Annotated in this window: 17 protein-coding genes and 3 pseudogenes; 9 read left to right on the top strand and 11 right to left on the bottom strand. The window is 69.7% G+C overall.

The genetic code is table 11. From position 1 onward, the window contains the following. Positions 1-362: 362 nt before the first annotated feature. From ABZ135_RS20180 to ABZ135_RS20170, 3 genes and pseudogenes are all read left to right on the top strand, one after another. Positions 363-714, top strand: a pseudogene (locus ABZ135_RS20180) (serine/threonine protein kinase); the annotation flags it as partial. Positions 715-1,101: 387 nt separating this feature from the next. Beyond that, complete coding sequence (locus ABZ135_RS20175; protein WP_356697602.1) at positions 1,102-1,452, top strand: hypothetical protein; 351 nt, start codon at positions 1,102-1,104, stop codon at positions 1,450-1,452. Between the two features lie 260 nt (positions 1,453-1,712). After that, positions 1,713-2,588, top strand: coding sequence for a hypothetical protein (locus ABZ135_RS20170; protein WP_356697574.1), 876 nt, complete (start codon positions 1,713-1,715; stop codon positions 2,586-2,588). Positions 2,589-3,174: 586 nt separating this feature from the next. Here the strand turns inward: ABZ135_RS20170 and ABZ135_RS20165 are convergent. The 3 genes from ABZ135_RS20165 to ABZ135_RS20155 form a co-directional block, all read right to left on the bottom strand. Further along, positions 3,175-4,101 (bottom strand): hypothetical protein, encoded by a 927-nt coding sequence (locus tag ABZ135_RS20165; protein ID WP_356697573.1) that lies wholly within the window; start codon positions 4,099-4,101, stop codon positions 3,175-3,177. Between the two features lie 84 nt (positions 4,102-4,185). Further along, positions 4,186-4,671: a hypothetical protein gene (locus tag ABZ135_RS20160; protein ID WP_356697572.1), complete on the bottom strand. Its 486-nt coding sequence runs from the start codon at positions 4,669-4,671 to the stop codon at positions 4,186-4,188. Further along, entirely contained in the window at positions 4,668-5,288 is a 621-nt protein-coding gene (locus ABZ135_RS20155; RefSeq protein ID WP_356697571.1) for a hypothetical protein, read from the bottom strand. The genes ABZ135_RS20160 and ABZ135_RS20155 overlap by 4 nt, the downstream gene beginning before the upstream one ends. A gap of 335 nt (positions 5,289-5,623) precedes the next feature. On the opposite strand from ABZ135_RS20155, the pseudogene ABZ135_RS20150 reads away from it, so the two are divergent. Then, positions 5,624-5,770, top strand: a pseudogene (locus ABZ135_RS20150) (IS5/IS1182 family transposase); the annotation flags it as partial. Between the two features lie 34 nt (positions 5,771-5,804). Here ABZ135_RS20150 and ABZ135_RS20145 read toward each other — a convergent pair. After that, positions 5,805-6,238, bottom strand: a pseudogene (locus ABZ135_RS20145) (IS5/IS1182 family transposase); the annotation flags it as partial. A 37-nt stretch (positions 6,239-6,275) separates the two neighbouring features. Beyond that, positions 6,276-6,665, bottom strand: a complete 390-nt coding sequence (locus tag ABZ135_RS20140; protein ID WP_356697570.1) for a RidA family protein — start codon at positions 6,663-6,665, stop codon at positions 6,276-6,278. Between the two features lie 72 nt (positions 6,666-6,737). On the opposite strand from ABZ135_RS20140, the gene ABZ135_RS20135 reads away from it, so the two are divergent. Beyond that, on the top strand, positions 6,738-7,646 hold the full coding sequence (locus ABZ135_RS20135) for a LysR family transcriptional regulator (RefSeq protein WP_356697569.1): 909 nt from the start codon (positions 6,738-6,740) through the stop codon (positions 7,644-7,646). 5 nt (positions 7,647-7,651) lie between these two features. Here the strand turns inward: ABZ135_RS20135 and ABZ135_RS20130 are convergent, their stop codons facing one another. The 5 genes from ABZ135_RS20130 to ABZ135_RS20110 all read right to left on the bottom strand — a co-directional run bounded on the left by ABZ135_RS20130 (position 7,652) and on the right by ABZ135_RS20110 (position 13,243). Continuing rightward, positions 7,652-9,556, bottom strand: a complete 1,905-nt coding sequence (locus tag ABZ135_RS20130) for an NAD-binding protein (RefSeq protein ID WP_356697568.1) — start codon at positions 9,554-9,556, stop codon at positions 7,652-7,654. Positions 9,557-10,085: 529 nt separating this feature from the next. Beyond that, positions 10,086-10,631, bottom strand: coding sequence for a hypothetical protein (locus ABZ135_RS20125; protein ID WP_356697567.1), 546 nt, complete (start codon positions 10,629-10,631; stop codon positions 10,086-10,088). Between the two features lie 25 nt (positions 10,632-10,656). Continuing rightward, on the bottom strand, positions 10,657-12,087 hold the full coding sequence (locus ABZ135_RS20120; RefSeq protein ID WP_356697565.1) for an SPFH domain-containing protein: 1,431 nt from the start codon (positions 12,085-12,087) through the stop codon (positions 10,657-10,659). 55 nt (positions 12,088-12,142) lie between these two features. Then, positions 12,143-12,652: a hypothetical protein gene (locus ABZ135_RS20115; RefSeq protein ID WP_356697563.1), complete on the bottom strand. Its 510-nt coding sequence runs from the start codon at positions 12,650-12,652 to the stop codon at positions 12,143-12,145. 129 nt (positions 12,653-12,781) lie between these two features. Continuing rightward, complete coding sequence (locus ABZ135_RS20110) at positions 12,782-13,243, bottom strand: hypothetical protein (protein ID WP_356697598.1); 462 nt, start codon at positions 13,241-13,243, stop codon at positions 12,782-12,784. 542 nt (positions 13,244-13,785) lie between these two features. Here ABZ135_RS20110 and ABZ135_RS20105 point away from each other — a divergent pair. Continuing rightward, a complete protein-coding gene (locus ABZ135_RS20105) occupies positions 13,786-14,082 on the top strand; it encodes a hypothetical protein (RefSeq protein ID WP_356697561.1) in 297 nt (98 codons plus the stop codon). Continuing rightward, complete coding sequence (locus ABZ135_RS20100) at positions 14,079-14,393, top strand: hypothetical protein (protein WP_356697559.1); 315 nt, start codon at positions 14,079-14,081, stop codon at positions 14,391-14,393. Before ABZ135_RS20105 ends, ABZ135_RS20100 begins: the two co-directional genes overlap by 4 nt. Positions 14,394-14,534: 141 nt before the next feature. Here ABZ135_RS20100 and ABZ135_RS20095 read toward each other — a convergent pair whose 3' ends face one another. Then, positions 14,535-14,840, bottom strand: coding sequence for a DUF3040 domain-containing protein (locus ABZ135_RS20095; protein WP_356697557.1), 306 nt, complete (start codon positions 14,838-14,840; stop codon positions 14,535-14,537). A 556-nt stretch (positions 14,841-15,396) separates the two neighbouring features. Here ABZ135_RS20095 and ABZ135_RS20090 point away from each other — a divergent pair. Both ABZ135_RS20090 and ABZ135_RS20085 read left to right on the top strand, forming a co-directional pair. After that, positions 15,397-15,834, top strand: a complete 438-nt coding sequence (locus tag ABZ135_RS20090) for an NfeD family protein (RefSeq protein WP_356697555.1) — start codon at positions 15,397-15,399, stop codon at positions 15,832-15,834. Positions 15,835-15,863: 29 nt separating this feature from the next. Next, on the top strand, positions 15,864-16,973 hold the full coding sequence (locus tag ABZ135_RS20085) for an SPFH domain-containing protein (RefSeq protein WP_356697553.1): 1,110 nt from the start codon (positions 15,864-15,866) through the stop codon (positions 16,971-16,973). Positions 16,974-16,977: the final 4 nt, after the last annotated feature.

The raw sequence follows: 16,977 nt of genomic DNA, 5'->3' as shown, positions 1-16,977 counted from the left end.
GGTGTCAGGCGAAAGTGCGCTCGACGAACCACCGGTTTTGCACAGGCCAAAGCCGTGCGGTGTGCCACGGCGGGCGATGTTGGGGGTGATGCCTCGGGCCCATGGGAGGCGACGGTACCTTTCGCGGCTTCGGCGAGGGTTGAGGACGCCCGGGACGCGGGAACGCCCCTTGCGCAAAGAGCCACTGGGTGTGGAGCCGTAGTCCATGGGTCGTGCGTAGATTATCGGCCGTGCACTCGGTGATACTGGCGCGTGGCATGGCACGCCAGGGAGGCTGGGGTGCGCGGGCGCGAGGGGGCGGCGTGGATCTGCCGGAGCACGTGGGCGACTTTGCGGTGGAGCGCGAACTGGGCGCGGGTGGCATGGGGACGGTGTATCTGGCCCGCTCGCGGGGTGGCCGTGCGGTGGCGGTGAAGGTCGCCCGGCCGGAGCTGGCAGCGGATCCCCACTTCCGTGCCCGGTTCCGTGCAGAGGCCGATGCCGCCCGCAGGGTCGGCGGGTTCCATACCGCGCAGGTGATCGACGCCGATCCCGAGGCGCCGGCCCCCCTGGATGGCCACTGCCTACATCGCCGGACCTACGTTGTCGGAGCTCCTCGCTGAGCAAGGCCCCATGGGGGAGACCGCATGGCGAGGGCTGGGCGCGGCGCGGGCGGAGGCCCTGGAGGCGATTCACGCGTGCGGTCTCGTGCACCGTGACCTGAAGCCCGGCAACATCCCTGCCCGGCGCCGGCCCTCGACCCTCCCGAGCGGCATCCGCTCGCTCGCTGTCGGGCCCGGCCGACGCGCGGGGTCGGCGTCATCCGATGTGTGTCGACCGATGCGTCCTCGGCTCCGCGTCCTCCGTGGCTCTGCCCGGCCGCACGGCTCCGCAGGACCGGAGGGCGTGCACCCTCGTATCCCCTTCGTTTCGAGAGATTTCGAAAGGCTGGGACGGGCCGGCCCACCCGGACAGAGTGGTCGTACCGGCCGGTGCTCCGGGCCGGAGAGCCGGTGCGGCGTCGCATGCGTCGTCGTGCGGGGGCCGGATCGAGAAGGCCCGGCACCGGCCGTCGTCGGAACCGGATGCGGGGGCATCCGGGCAGAAGAAAGGTATGTGATCTTGTCACGAAGGAATTCGGTCCGGGCCGCGGGTGCCCTGGCGGCGGGCCTGCTGTCGATCGCCGGGCTCGCGGGCACGGCGGTAGCGCAGACGTCGGCCCCGACCGCGGCCGTCAGCGCCGCCACCGGCTCTACCAGCGCCACCAGCTCCGCGACGAACGGGGCCTCGGCCGCCGCGTACAACCTGGTGTACCACCGCACCTTCCACGGCTACACCCGCGACATCGCCTGGTACCAGTGCAACAACGCGGGCCAGAACGGAGTGCGCAACAAGTACTGGTTCGTCTACGAGTGCAGGAGCGCGGGCGAGATCACCTACGACCTGTACGTGGCGTGGACGGGCAGCCCGTGATCTGAGCCGCCCTGACAGCACAGCACGGTAGGGGGCTTCGACGGCCTGTCGAAGCCCCCTACCGTGCGCTGCTTTCTCCCGCACACGGATACGATCGTGGCGTCGATGCGGTTACGGCGGTGCAGCGGGGGGGCTGTATGTCGAGAACGGCGAGCGTTCCGATCGGGCGTCTCGAGCATGTGCATCTGTCGGTCAGCCGGCATCCGGGGACGACGCTGTTCTCCGTTCTCGCCGGTACCTTCGGCGACCGTCCTCAGGGCATGCCGCAGACATGGAACCGGATCGTCCGCCAGTCGGCGCGGCCAGACGACGCGGCCGCGCTGCGGGCCGTGTTCACCTCGGGCGTCCCGTGGCTGCCCGACAGCCTCGCCCTGACACGGGGCGTGCGCGACGCCGGGGCCGGCCCGCACCCCAGGGGCGTCGAGGAGGAGCTGGACGCCCTCGACACCGAGGTGCTGCAGCAGGAGATCGCCCGCCGGTTCGGCGACGCCGTCCCGGAACACTGGCGGCGGATCGCCGAACGGCCCCGCCGCTTCCTCGACGCCTACCGGCGGTTGGCGCACTCGGTCTGGTCCGCCTTCTGTCCCTTATGGCGACGGGCGGACGGGCTGCTCCTGCGCGAGGCGGAACGCGTCGGGGTCGCCTCCGTGACGGGCGGTCTCGACCCGCTGCTCAACACCCTGGGCACGTCCGTCCGTTACGCCGACGGCCTCCTGGAACTCCCCCACGCCTGCCCTTCGCATCTCGCGGACCGAGGCCGCCGCCTGGTCCTGGCCCCGCTCACCTCCGGGTTTTCCGCCTGCGCCTACAGCGCCGAGGACCCGGACCTGATCTGGATCGGCTACCCCCTTCCCGGCCTGGGACAGCTCACCGAGGCCGCGGACACGGAGCCGCGTACGGCCTCCGATCCGCTGGAGGTGGTCCTCGGCCCGGTCCGTTCCGTGATCCTCCGCTCGGCCCGCCGCGGGCCATCCGTCTCGGAGACGGCCCGGCAGGCCCACGTCACGGTGAGCACGGCCACGTACCACTGCGGCCAGCTCGCCCGCGCGGGCCTGCTGCGCCGTACCCGCCACGGCCGCGAGGTCCGCCTCCGGCTCACGGACACCGGCGCCGCGCTGCTGGACCTGCTGTCCTGACACCCGGCACAGCCGGCCCGATAGCCGCGCCACCCGGTGCATGCCCTTCTCACACACGGCCCATCCAGGGCGCGTTACATGAACGCCGGGATTCGCGTCGACACGTGCACCTGGGACGGCGAGAAGCGGGCTGAGGACATGAACACCGCCTGGAGCACACGGCGAAGATCGTCGAGCAGAGTAAGGACAGCTACCGCTCCACGGGCGTCGAAGTCTCGTGCCTGTTCACTGAGTCGTACTGACCGTGGGCCTGCCGACCTTGGGGTACGACAGAAGGGGCCCGCTCCCTCCGGGGCGGACCCCTTCTCGTATGTCCGCAGCGCCGAGGACGAATGCGTCCCACTCTGCCTTCGTGTACCGCGAGCCGGTCGACACTTATGCCGACGAGCCCCCGGCATCGGACCCTGCGCATTCGGTTAGGGCGACCAGCATGCCGGCCACGCCGCTGTGCCGATGGAGCTCCTCATTGTGTACTGCACGTCTCTGCCCTCGGTTCGGCCGTGTGCTCTGCCCGGGGGCGCAGGGTACGCGGCGGCGCGGAGGCGCTCGGGTGGGGATCGGAAGCCGGCCGATGGGGCCCGTGACATCAGTGTGTGACCTCGCGGGCGCCGCCGAGCGCGCTGCTTTCCACCTCGCCGAGCAGGGCCTGCTGTGCCGTCTCGTCCGTGTTCCTGCTCTTCAGCCAGATGCGGGTGAGGTCGACGCCCTGGGTGCTCAGGCGGTCGAAGCGCTCGGCCTCGGGCGTCTTCTCGAATTCCTGGAGCCAGACGGCCGCGAATGCCTCGCCCGCCTGGTCCTTCCCCTCCACCGGCGCGTCCAGGCCGCGCGCCACCCCCTTCACGACCGTCACGCGCCAAGCCTTCGCCTCGTCCTCGTCCAGGCCTTGCAGGACCACGGTGGCGATGCCGTCCAGCACGCCGAGGGCACGTGCCCCCTTCGTCGCCGGCAGCGAGAAGGCCGCGTCCTTCGCGTCACGGGGGACAGCGGCCAGGCCGTTGGCCACCTGCCGGGTCTCGGCCGTGCGCAGCAAGGCGTACGCCTCCGGGTCCTCCGACACCGCCCGCACGATGTGCCGGAACATCGTGTTGTACACAGCGAGGTGATACGTGCCCTCCGACTCCCACGGAGGCTTCGTCCTGTCGCCTTCGAGGATGTACTTGCTGTCGAGGGTGACCAGCAGCTCGTGCACGTCGGGCGCGTAGTCCGCCAGTGCGGTCGCCAATGGGAGTCGCAGCGCGGGATCGATTGTGAGGTCCTCGGGTTGCGTGGACCCGAGCTCGAACAGGACATCCTTCAGAGCCTGGGCTTGCTGTCGGCTGTGGACACCAGGCTTTGATCCCGTCGTCGCTTCGACGATGACCTCACCCAGTGCGGCGCAGCTCATGCCGGGCTTCACGCCCGCGCCCAGGGACTGCTGGACGCGCTTGTTCTCGGGCAGGCCGTTGCAGGCCGGCGCGGAGTCCCGGCCGAGGACGAACCAAGCAGCGAGGCCGCCCAGCAGAGCCAGAGCCACCCCGGCAGCGATGAGTACCGCCGATGGACCGGCTCGGCGGGCAGTGCGCGCTGTCATGATCTTTCCCTTTCCGTGGTACCCGAGTCAGTTGGTCGTATCCGTCAGGTACTTCTGGGCGGTCTCGGTGCCACGGACTCTGCCTTCGAGAACGTCACGGGGGTAGCTCTCGACGTCGTCGTCGGAGATGGCCGGGTTCGCCTTGGCGTCGACCTCGGCCTTCATTTCGTTGCCCCACTGCCAGGCCCAGGTGTCGACACCTCGCTGGATCGAGTCGCCGAAGGCGACGGAGACCCCGCCTGCGGTGGTGAAGTAGAGAGGTGTCACCGCACCGCCGATGACGTGGTAAGCGATCTTTGCCTTCCAGTCCGCTTCGCTGTAACCCGCCATTCGGCCGTCGTTGATCACGTCTTCCCGGATCGAGGCCATCGCGCCCAGAGCCGTTCCGGCCTTGTTGAGCGGATTGGTCAGCTCGGCGCCCTTGGCGTCCTCCGGGATCCGTTCCAGCGAGAGGTCGATGTAGCGGGACTCGGCCTTGTGGAGCGTGCCGTAGGCCTCCGGGTCCTCGCTCAACCCACGTGCCTGCGGAAGTCGTCCATCGACATCGTGTCCGCGTCCGAAGGCGGTGAGATCGAGAACCTATCCCCGAAGGAGTCGTACCGCGTGGTGCTGAACCGCCCGTTCCGAGCGGACACCAACTCCACGAGCCGCGAGGTGTCGGACTCGATGTAGTACGTGTCCCGCGCAGCGCCCGCCGCCACCGCGAACGCCTGGGTCTGCTTGCCTTGAGACGTGCGGTCGTCCTCCGGCGTGTGCTCCGCGGCCTCGGGTATCTCGAAGAACCTCTCGCAGCCGCCGTCCGTCTCCGAGGTGACGAATGCGCCGGCCAGCCGGTCAGGCACGGTGACCGATTGGCCCTTCTCCTGCAGCGAGTGGGCGAGCAGCGCGGCACTCGTGTACGTCTTGCCGTCCTTGCAGAACATCTCACCGGAGCCGCCGATCCAGGACGCCTTCAGCCGGTAACCCCGATCCGGGTCCCACCATGCCTCTTGGGTACCGCCGCTGAATGCCGTCGTGGTCCCGGAAGAATGGAACGATGTCGAGCGGAGCTGGTCGTTGGCCTTATCCACCGAGGCGCCATCCCCCGAACCACAGGCCGACAACACCAATGCCACGAGGGCAATGGCCATGGCTGAACGCGCCCGTGGTGGTTTGCCTGGACTCATGACGCAACGTTTCGGCAACACCGGCTCCCCCTCATGGACCGCGATCGATGATCATGTTTGCACCTCTGCAGTGCTATGTCCACGGCAAATCGTGTGCCTGGCCCCGGACCTTAACTACCGTGGGTCGCTGCACATGTGATCCCACCACATGTGCTCTCTGCAGAAGCGAAGTCGCCCTGTTTCGATAACTCGGGCGGCGAGGCGGCTTCAGGTAGTCGTGTAGACGTGCGAGTCAACGGGGCCAGGCGCGTGTTACTCCGGAGACGGCGGCGAGGCGCGGCAAGGGGTTACGACCGGGCGCGCGCCGCAACCGTCGCTACCTTCGCAGGCGCCAGATCAGGCACACCATTGCCGAACCGCGAAGCCAACGTGCCAACCGGCAGCGCCGCGAACGCAGGGGCGGCCGGCCCGTCGGCTTCGACAAGGCGATCTACAGACGCCGCAACCTCGCCACGATCCGCTTATGGCTCCGACCATGATCCGCCGGAAGCTGTACGCCTTGTCTCCGTTGAGATGGTCGGGGCGGGTACGAGGGCGGCCGGTGGTGAGCCGGGGGACGTTCAGATCTTTCAGCACCGGGATCAGATGCGGGGCGTCGCCCCACTGGCCCGGGGTGACCAGGAACGCTAAGGGGCGGCGGCCGCCCTCGCCGACCAGATGGCCCGACAGGAGGTGGAATCGATGCCGACCACACTCCAGTCGATCCGGTCTTCGGCGTCGGCGTGTGCCAGGAGCGAGCGGAATATCTTGTCCCAAGTGCCGTCCGCCGCCAAGCGGCGGTGACGCTCGAGGATTCCGATGATGACCGTGCGATGGTCGCTCCACCGTCCGCCCGGCAGTCCGCCGCCGGGCAGGAGTGGCTGGAGCCGTGCCCACTCGTCATGTGTCAGATCGCCTCGCCCGACCTCGAGCACGGTGCACCCGTTCACCCAGACCGGACGACGTGGGCGGTTACGCGGTGATCCGCCGGGCGTACACCTCGATCTCGATCTTCATGCGGGAATCGGCGAGGCCACACATGAGCATGGTGGCGGCCGGCCGGACGTTCCCGAAGGCGCGACGCAGTACCGGCCAGCAGGGCTCGAAGTCCGCTCGGTCGGGCAGCAGATAACGTACCCGCACCACGTCGGCGAAGGTGCACTTCGCTTCGGTCAGGGCAGCCTCGATGTTGCGCAGGCACTGCTCGGCCTGCTCCACCACATCGTCGGAAATCGTCATGGTGGTGTAGTCGAATCCGGTCGTCCCGGACACATGCACCCAGTCGTCGTCGACCACGGCGCGGGCATAGCCGATCTGCTCCTCGAACGTCGAGCCGCTGAGGATGGAACGTCGCTCTGTCATGCGCCGAACGCTAAGTGACCAGCGCTGATACGTCTAATACGTCATGAGGTACGAACTGATATCTCTATGCGTATGGAGCGCCCTGAACTTCCCCTTCCGCAGTTGTACGCCTTCGTCGTGCTCGCCGAGGAACTCCACTTCGGCCGCGCCGCCGCCCGCTTGGGCATTGCCCAGCCGCCGCTGAGCCAGCAGATCCGCCGCCTGGAGGACAAGGTCGGATACGCGCTCTTCAGCCGCGCACCCGGGCACATCGGTCTCACCCCAGCGGGCCGGGAACTCCTCCCTGCCGCCCGGCATGCCCTCACCGACCTCGCGGACGGCCTGACAGCCGCCCGAGAAGTCGGCAGCGGCAAGGCCGGCCGCCTGCGGATCGGATTCGCCGCCTCCCTCGCCCTCACCGTCCTGCCCGGCCTGCTGCGAACCTTCCGGCAACGTTTTCCCGCCGTTCACGTGGACATCCAGGAGATGACCACCGCGCCGCAACTGGCCGCTCTGCGTGAAAGAACGATCGACGTCGGCCTGTTGCGCGAGCCGCCTGCCCATGATGCGGACCTCGGGTTCGAGACCGTGCTGACCGAGCCATTCGTGGCCGTCTTGCCCTCCTCGCATCCGCTCACGGCACAACGAACCGTCCGAGTCGAGCAGTTGGCGGACTACCCCTTCGTGCTCCTGCCTCGCGTCGTCGGCCCGCCGTTGTACGACCAGATCACCAACTTGTGCATCGCAGCAGGCTTCACACCCCAAGTGACCCAGCACGCCGTGGAATGGCAGACCGTCTGCGCCCTGGTGGAGACCGGCTTGGGCGTGTCACTGGCCCCGGAGAGCATCCGCCGCATCCGCCTCAAAGGCGTCGCTTTCCGCAAGATCGCGCCCGACAGCGCGTACACACGAGTCGCCGTCGCTTGGCGCAAGAATGATTCAAACCCTCTGGTCCCACGCCTCTTGGCAGCTCTCAACCAAGATCCGTCGGACAGGCCCTAGGCCGGTCAAGGTGCGGCAGACCGGGGCCGGGGTGAGGTACCCAGGAGTTCGGCGAGGCCGCGGCGGGTGGCGGCGATGACGATGCGGTCCTGGGGGTGCAGGACGTAGCCGGGGTGCAGGTCCCACAGGAGTTGGGGTTCCTCGCCGACCTGGTGCGAGGAGGCGAGGTCGGGGCGGCGGGCGGCGGGGGCTGCGGTGTCGAGGGCGAGGACGCGCCATGCGCCGGGGCGGAAGGCGTCGGCGATGGTGCGGCCTTCGAACTGGGGGTGGCCGGCGACGAGGAGGGCGGCGAAGAGCAGGACCTTGCGCTCGACGGGGATGGCGCCGAGGATCTGGCGGCCCATCATGGCGCCCGCGAAGGCGGGTGCCGCGAGGTGGGTGACGCTGCGGCTGCGGGTGAGGGCGTCGGGGTGGGCGGTGCGGAGGGTGCGGTGGACGGCGGTGGCGAAGTCGTCGTCGTACAAGCGGAGAGCCACCCGCAGATCGTTCTTGACCGTACGGGCGTAGAGCGTGGCTTCCAGGTTGGTGGTGTCGGAGCTGGTGAGGGCGAGCAGCGCGTGGGCGCGGTGGATCCGGGCGGTCTCGAGGACGCCTTCCTCGGTGACGTCGCCGAGGACGACGGGGACGCCGAGGCCGCGAGCCAGGGGAATGCCTCGTGCGTCGGGGTCCTCCTCGACACAGACGACCGGGATGTCGAGTTCGCGCAGTCGGGCGAGGACACGGGTTCCGATTTTCCCGAGGCCCAGCAGGACGACGTGGCCGGACAGTCCGCGAGGCGGCCGGTGCAGGGCACCCGCGGCGCGGAAGGTACCGAGTGCCTCCAGAGCTCCGGCGACGAGGAGGGGGAGCAGGGCGAGGCCGACGAAACCGGACAGGAGCTGAAGGATCTGTTGGGTGACCGACGCGTCGATAGCGGGGTCGTTGATCGAGAACAGGTCGAGCAGCGTGATGTACGCGGCGTGCACGGGGTCGGCGTCGGTGAGCAGGGTGGTCGTGACGGTCAGGGCGAGGACGGAGGCGACGATGCCGGCGAGCGCCCACCGCAGGCGGCTGGAGAAGAGCTCGTGGAGTGGCGCCCCTCGGCGGGCCAGGCGCCGCGCGGGCAGAGCGGGACCGGTGTACCGGACGGTCTCCAGGACGACGCTCCCGCGCCCGCTCGCGCCCGCCACGGTCCGGTCGTCGGGCAGGAGCATGGGGCTCTGCGGACCGCTGGCCTCCGAGCCCTCGGCGCCCGCGGGGTCGCCGGTCGTGGACGAGAGCAGGGCCAGGGTGCACAGGCCGGGGTCGGCCACCTCGCCGCGGCCGGGAGGGGTGCGTTCGGCGGCGCGCAGGAGGACGCCGTCGGCCTGGACGACCTTGCTCGTTCCGGCGACGGCGGTGGCGGCGAGGGCGGGTGCGGCGGTGTCCGCGTCGGACAGGACGGTGGTGGAGGCGTCGAGGGCGGCCCGGTCCATGCCGGGGGAGTGCAGGAGCGCCGCCTGGTCGAGGAGTTCTTCCAGGTGCTGTCCGAGCTTGCGGTTGTACATGCGGACCACGAGCCGCAGACCGGGCCTCAGACGACGGGCGGCGAGCGCCGCCCGCAGGTTGGTCTCGTCGTCCTCGTACAGCAGGGCCAGTGCCGTGGCCCGGTCCACCCGCGCCCTCAGCAGCGCCGCCTCGGTCGGGGCCGACGACGTGACGTCACGTAGCGGCGGGGGTGCGCTGCCGGACTCGTCCTCCGTGGCGGGTTCGCCGGGCCGGCGTATCAGTCGGGCGGCCCGGGACAGTGCGGCGGGCTGTTCGCCCATGGGGTCGTCCATCGGCTCGCCCGCCTGATCGCCGGGAGCGACGAGGACGACCCGCTGGCGGTAGACGTCCCGCAGCTCGGCAGCGAGCCGGTGCGCGAGCCCGTCGTCGCCGCAGACCACCATGTGGCCATCGTCCCGTGGATCTCCGGCTTCCTGGTGCGGTAGCGCGATCACGAATCTCCCCCCGGTCGAGATGGGCCCGGCTGTCACGCGGGCGGGTGCGGTGTCGGTCGTTCCCGCCTCGGATTGTCCCGAGTGCGGCGCGCGCGGGAGACCAGGGTTTGTGCCGGCAGGGCAAGGCATACGACGACGAGGACACCGGCGCCGACCCGCACCCACGTCGGGGTGCCGCTGCTTGCGGCCGTCCAGCTCAGCCACAGGAGGTACAGGCCCATCCCGGCGGGACTCTCCAGGAAGCCGCGCCGGGCATTCCGCGATGACATGACAGTCCCTGGCCCTTTCGCTCGTGGTCGTCATGGACGGGGGCTGCGTGGCGGCTCATCGTCGGTTGTGCGTCTCGGGTATCGGCGGCTCGGGAGAACAAGCGAGCAGTGGCGCGCTGCCCGTGGTGAGGGCCATGAGCCTGGCCAGGCCGACGAGTTGTGCACGACGCCGGCGGCGCTGTGGGCCTTGCCGTGGTGGGGATCGGGCGTCATGGCCTGCCGGCCCAGTGGTCCAGCTTCCCGAAGACGAGCGTCAGGCCGCCACCGCCCGCCGCGAAGAGACCGTACGCCGCGAACGCGACACGCTGTTCGTCCTTGCGCAACGCCTCGTACTGGCTTGTGGTGATCGGGACGCGCCTGCGGTCCGGGGTGGAGGTGTCGATCGCGGAGTGGTACCCCCTGACGGACTCGGCGCCCTGGAGGTCCGAGTCGTCCCACAACGCTCCGGTGACCAGGAAGACCCCGGCCAGCCCCGCACCCACGAGCAGCGCGTGGACGCGGCGGGGCAGGGCCCGCAGAGCCCTCCACTGGTTCGCCTTGTTGCCGGCGAAGCCTCTCGCGCGCCGTTCGAGAGCGACGCTACGGAAGGTGGTCGCCAGGTGCAGGGGCACCAGCAGGGCGATGCCGATGCCGAGCAGTAACCACTCGTTGGTGAAGGGAGGCAGGGGTGGTGCCGCGGCGAGGGCTGCGGTGAGTAATCCGGCGGCGCAGAGGGCTAGTTGAGCGCCTGCGTGAAACTTGAAGCTGGTTCTCACCACGGCCCCCGTCGCGTTCGCGTATCTACTCGGTGATCTCGACCGGCTTCCCCATGGCTGCCGGAGCGGGTACAGACGCGCCGGTCGACTTCTTCTGGGTGATGCCCTGGAGAAGGGAGGCGAGGTCGACTCCGGTGGTGGAGGAGAGGAGTTCCATGCCCTGGGCGACATTGTCGGCGACCGTGCGGGAGAGCTGACTCGCACCGTCAGTGGAGATGACGGTCATCTTGTCGACGGCCGACAGCGGCTCGGATGCCTTGGCGACGACCTGGGGAAGCACCTCGACGAGCATCTGGAGGACGGCGGCGTCGCCGTACTGGGCGAAGGCGTCGGCCTTCTTCCGCATGGCCTCGGCCTCGGCGGAGCCCCTCGCCGCGATCGCGGCGGCCTGGGCCTCGCCCTCGATGCGTACGGCGTCGGCGAGGGCGGCGCGGTGGGCCTTTTCGCCCTCACCGGTGAGGCGGGAGCGCTGGGCGTCGGCCTCGGCCTGCTTGACCAGGGCGATGCGGCGGGCCTCGGCCTCCTGCTCGGCCTGGTAGCGGGCGGCGTCGGCGGGCTTGCGGACCTGGGTGTCGAGCTGGCGGTCGGTCAGCGCGGCCTGCCGCTCTGCGACCTTCTCCTGCTCGCTGAGGATGTCCTGCTGGCGGGCGGCTTCGGCGAGCGGCCCGGCGGCGTTGGCCTGCGCGGCGGCCTCGTCGGTCTGGGCCTTGATCTCGGCCTGCTTCAGGTAGAGGGTCCGCTGCGCGATGGCGATCTCCTCCTCCGCCTTCAGCCGCGCCTGTTCGGCGGCCCGCCGGGCGACGGCCTCGGCGATGTCGGCCTCCTGCTTGGCGCGCGCGGCCTCCGGCCGGCCCAGGTCCTCCAGGTACGAGCCCTCGGTGGTGATGTCCTGGATCTGGAACGCGTCGAGGACAAGCCCCTGCCCCGACAGGCTGGCCTCGGCCTCCTCGGCGACCTGCCCGGCGAACGCGGCCCGGTCCCGGATGATGTCCTCCACCGACATACGGCCCACGATCGAGCGCAGCGCGCCCGACAACACCTCCTGGGTGAAGCCGACGATGCCGTTCTGCTGCATCAGGAACCGCTGGGCCGCGGCCCGGATGGAGTCCTCGGTGCCGCCCACCTTCACGATGGCGACGCCCTCCAGGTTGGCCTTCACCCCGCGCAGGGTGACGGCGCCGCGGACGGCCACCGGGATGTGACGGCTGGAGAGGTCGAGGGTGAACTTCTGCTGCACGAAGGGGACGACGAAGACGCCACCACCGACCACGACCTTCTGGCCGCTGTTGTCGGTGAACACCCGCCCGGTCGCGGGGTCGGTGGACTTCTTGCCGCGCCGGCCGGTGATGATGAACGCCTCGCTGGGCCCGGCGACCTTATAGCGCGTGATGACCACGAGGCCGAGCAGCACGAGAAGGACGACGATGCCCACCACGGCGGTGAGGACAGGGCTCATGAAGAAACCCCCTTCAATCGGTACAGAATGAGAAGAACAGAGTGTGCCGGGCCGGTCAGCGTTCGATCGGACGGACGGCGACGGATGCCGGTGAGAGGACGGACTCCACCCACACGTCGGTGCCGCGCGTGAGGGGAGTCGCCGCTTTCGCCGCGTACTTCACCGGTTGGCCGGCGAGATACAGCAGCACCTCGCCGTAGCCGTCCGCCGGGATCGGCGTCACCACGGTGCCGCTGGTGCCCGTGAGGTCCTCGCCCCGCGGTGCGGGCGCGGTCCCGTCGCCGTGCAGGAGCATCCGGCTGAACCGCCACACCACCCACCCGACGACGCCCCCCGCGGCCACACCCGCACCGGTGGCGACCCCCGCCCCCGTACCGGTGGACCCGAGCACGATCGCCCCCGTGAAACCCAGCGCCGACACGAACCCGGCGACCACCGGCAACGACAGAAACCCGTCCAAGCCCCCGCCGAGACCGTCGAGGACCCCCTCCAACACCCCGTCGAAGACCAGGGACAGGACGAGCAGCACAAGACCCGCGATGCCGAGACCGAGAAACCAGCCCATGTACGCCACCCCGCCTCGTGCCATCCGCTGCCGTTGCCAGGGATGGTGCCATGGAGTAGCACGGGTGTTCACTGCCGGATTCCGGCAGTATTTACGCGTTCTTAATGCCGCCTGTGCGCACGCATGAAGTCAGCCATGACTGCGGCGGCACACTCGGGAGACTCCTCCGGGACGAGGTGCCCCGCGCCGTCGAGAACGCGCAGCACGGTGCCGAGCCGCCGTTCGGCCGCAGGGCCGAGGCGGCTCGGGGGCAGGAAGACGTCGTGCGACCCCACCACCACGCTGTTGGGCACGCGCTGGGCGCGCGCCAGGATGGCCGTCGGCACAGGCTCGGGGGCGAGGCTGCTGTGGCAGGAGCTGCCCACCAGCGCCATCCACCGGCTGAGACCGTCCGGTACGGCCGCACCGGGGGCCATCATGTGCCGCAGGAGCCGCTCGGCCCGCCCCACGGGAGGGCGCAGGAGCCATGGCGTCGTCGCGCTCAGCTCGGGGGTGACGCGAACCCGCATCGGCGGGCGACACGAGCACGCGACCGGCGATCAGGTCGGAGCCAGAAGCCAGGGCGATCGCGCCGCCGAGCGAATGGCCCACGACCACGACCGGTTCGGACGCCACGTGCGCCGCCGGCGCCGGCCCGTCGGCGGCCAGCGTGTGGCCGGCACCGGCCTCGGGCGCTTCGGCAGATCGCTCGCCAACGAGTGTCGGCGTTCACGAGTTCTCCAGCGCTGTCGTCGGTATCGGTGCGGACATCGAAGCGAGCATCCTGGTCAGCTCCAACCTCCTCGAAGCGGCGTCCCCCATATCTGGGTCAAGGCCGTCAGCCGTCAGCACGGCAAGATCCTGGAATGCCTCGGAGTGCACCATGCCCTGCTGCCGGAGCATGAGATGGGCGAACGCGCCGCCCATCTCGTCCCCGGGCGCATGCTCGACTTCATCGGCGTCAAGCGTCCCGGCGGGGCTTCACCTCCGCCACCGCCGACACGAGCGTCGAGAAGGGCGACATCCCCGTCGTCACCGGCAAGACCGGGGCCGTTGCAGAGCTTCACACACCTCCCCTGACGACTAGAATCAGCCACCGGTGAGCCGGGAAGTCTGGTCGGCACAGTCTTCCGCCTGCCCTGGAGCCCTGCCCCATGCCCCTCACCCTTGTCGTGCTCGCCCTGTGGGCGCTTGCCTTCCTCACGTTCAACGTCGTCGTCAGCGTCCGGGTCTGGCGGATCAGACATCTGCCGCGCTGGCGTCGGGTCCTGCCGGGACTGCTGCTGTGCGCAGGGCTCACGGCCAGTCTCACCCGGGCCACAGGAGTCACCGCTGTCGCGGAGTCCCTTGCCTTCTCCCTCTTCGTAGCCACGGCGGCGATCGGCCTGTTCGAGCTTCGCCGCCAGCGGACGCGTGCCTCCCGCCCGGACGATTCCGCGGCCCTGACATGAGCGCTTGGGCAAGCTGGACACTGGTGATCGGGGGTGTGGCACTGCTCCTGGCGCCGAGCATCGCGGTCCTGCTGGGCTGGCGGCCGAACCGCCTCGCCCGGCCCGGCGCCCCGGCCCGCCTGCTCGGTGGCGCCGGTGTCATGCTGTACGGAGCCGTGCTGACCAATGAGGCGGCGCGGCTGGCCGAGGCTTCGAGCGCCGCGAGGGAGGCATGTTCCCTCGTCGCGCTGGGGCTGGTCGGTTTTTCCATCGCGTTCGTGATCATCTACGACTTCCGGGCGGTCCGCCCTTCCCGATCAGGACGCCGCTGAGCGGCCCTCGGCCGGCGAAGAACGGCTACCAGGGGGCGAGATGGCGGTCCTCGCCCTCGCCTCCGTCGCCCGCGTCGGCATCATGCGCTTCAACCGCCGGGATGTCGGCTGACCCGGCCGAAGGGCGCGCGGGGCGGCTGCTCACGGTGCCGCATGCATGGCCATAGCCGCAGAACGGGACGTGGGCCTGTCGAACCCGTCCGCGGGTGGAGTCGGTGGGGCATTCAGCACGGCTGTGAGCATCAATGCCAGCAGCGCGATCACCGAGAGGACGACCGCTACCACGAAGCGAGGGTTGCGGCGGATGGCTGGGGCCGCAGGCTCTGCCGGATTCCCGGGGAACTGCTGGTTCAGTGTGCTCATCCGGGCGGCGAGGGCGGGGTCGTCGTGGGTGAGGCGCCGCTCGATCTCCGTGAGGATGCGCTGGTCATCTGCGGGGTGACTCATAGCGACCGCCTCGGGAGTGCTGTGGACGGGCGGATGGACCTGTCACATTCCTCCTCACTCGGAATGTTCCCCAGCGACCCCGCTCCGATGCCCTGGGACGTCGGAGTGCCTGGGCGGTTGCGCCACCGTTCCAAGAGCGCCGACTCAACGGGGCGAGCCGGACCGTTGCCGTGAACCAGCCGAACGGGCTCTGCCCACGAAGGCTGGCGCTGCGTCCGACGTTCCGCCTTCCCCCTGGGAACGGCTGCTTCGCCGTAGGGCCGGCCCGAAGCCGGCTGCTCGTCGAGTGGACCCTCTGATCGGGAGGCCCGCTCGTCGTGGTCCATGCGCGCCAGAATGTCGAAGCACTCTCCGCGGCCCAGGTACTTCAAGTGGCCCGGTTCGCCGGAGAACCGCCCGTCGCGCCGGTTCGAGGAGTGATCGAGGAGTGCACCAGGTCGCACGGCGCACGGGTGGCCCTTTACCCCGTCCGCTGGCACATCGTGCGGACATGCCGATTGCGTCCCGATTTAGGTGGGTAAATGAGTGGATAAGTCCCCTGAGGGAGGCTGATCCCATGCCGTGGTTCGCCTGGCTTCTCGCCGCCGCGGCCCTCGGCCTCGCGGAGTTCTTCACCCTGACGCTGGTTTTCGGGCTTCTGGCGGGCGCCGCCCTGGTCACTGCCGTTGTCGCCGGGGTCGGCGTCGGCCTTTTCGGGCAGCTCCTCGCGCTCGCGCTGGCAGCGGCGGCGGGCCTGGTCATCGTCCGCCCTGTCGCGCTGCGGCAAATGGCACAGGGCCCCGTCACGCATGAGGGGAGCGACGCGCTGATCGGCAAGCGGGCCGAGGTCATGCAGGAGGTGACCGCGACACGCGGCCTGATCAAGATCTCCGGTGAGGACTGGTCCGCACGTGCTCTCGACGAGAGCCATGTGATCCCGGTCGGGTCGCTGGTGGACGTCATGGAGATCGAAGGCGCGACAGCGATCGTCTACCCCCGCGAACTGCTTCCGTGAACGGCTGAACACGTCCCGACGGAGGAATGGTGGATCCGGTTCTCATCCCGATTCTCGTGGCGGCGATCGTCGTCGTCTTCCTCGTGGCGGCCACGGTGCGCATCGTCCCGCAGGCGCGCCGCTACAACATCGAGCGGTTCGGTCGTTACCGCCGGACGCTGCAACCCGGCCTGAACTTCGTTCTGCCGGTGGCGGACCGCATCAACACCAAACTCGACGTGCGCGAGCAGGTCTACTCGTCCCAGCCCAAGCCGGTCATCACCGAGGACAACCTCGTCGTCAACATCGACACGGTGCTCTACTACCAGATCACGGATCCGCGCGCGGCGGCCTACGAGGTGGCCGACTACCTGCAGGCGATCGATCAGCTCACCGTGACCACGCTCCGGAACGTCATCGGCTCCATGGACCTTGAGCAGACGCTCACCTCGCGTGAAGAGATCAACACCCGGCTCCGCACCGTCCTGGACGACGCCACCGGCAAGTGGGGCATCCGCGTCAACCGCGTCGAGATCAAGGCCATCGATCCACCTCACACGATCAAAGAGGCGATGGAGAAGCAGATGCGGGCCGAGCGGGACAAGCGCGCGGCCATCCTGCACGCCGAAGGAGAGCGGCAGGCCAAGATCCTCACCGCGGAGGGCACGAAGCAGAAGGACATCCTGGAGGCGCAGGGCACCCAGCAGGCCATGATCTTGAGGGCGGACGGCGAGGCGAAGGCGGTGGAGCGCGTCTTCCAGGCCGTCCATCGCAACAACGCCGACCCGAAGATCCTGGCCTACAAGTACCTGGAGACGCTCCCGCACCTGGCGAAGAGCGACAACAACACGTTCTGGGTGATCCCGGGAGAGCTGACCGAGGCGGTTCGCGCCGTCACCAGCGCGTTCGGGGATCGGTCGGCCAGGGGTCTGCCACCGTCCGAGCAGCGGGAGAAAGCAGCCGCTACCGGTGGTGGCGGCGAGCCGGACGAAGGCGCGGCGCCCCAGCTCGAGGCAGGCTCGACGTTCTCGCTCGACGCCGCCGCGGCAGCGGACGAAGTCGCGAAGCAGGCCGACGCCGTGGTGAGCGACGCGAAGGCCGAGGCCGAGGCGGCCAGGACCTCCCAGGTACCGGGCCGGGGGCAGACCTCCGGCGCTTGAGCGC

The sequence above is a fragment of the Streptomyces sp. NPDC006339 genome, from assembly GCF_040612775.1.
GTDB lineage: Bacteria > Actinomycetota > Actinomycetes > Streptomycetales > Streptomycetaceae > Streptomyces.
This window is presented reverse-complemented; position numbering and strand designations above follow the sequence as displayed.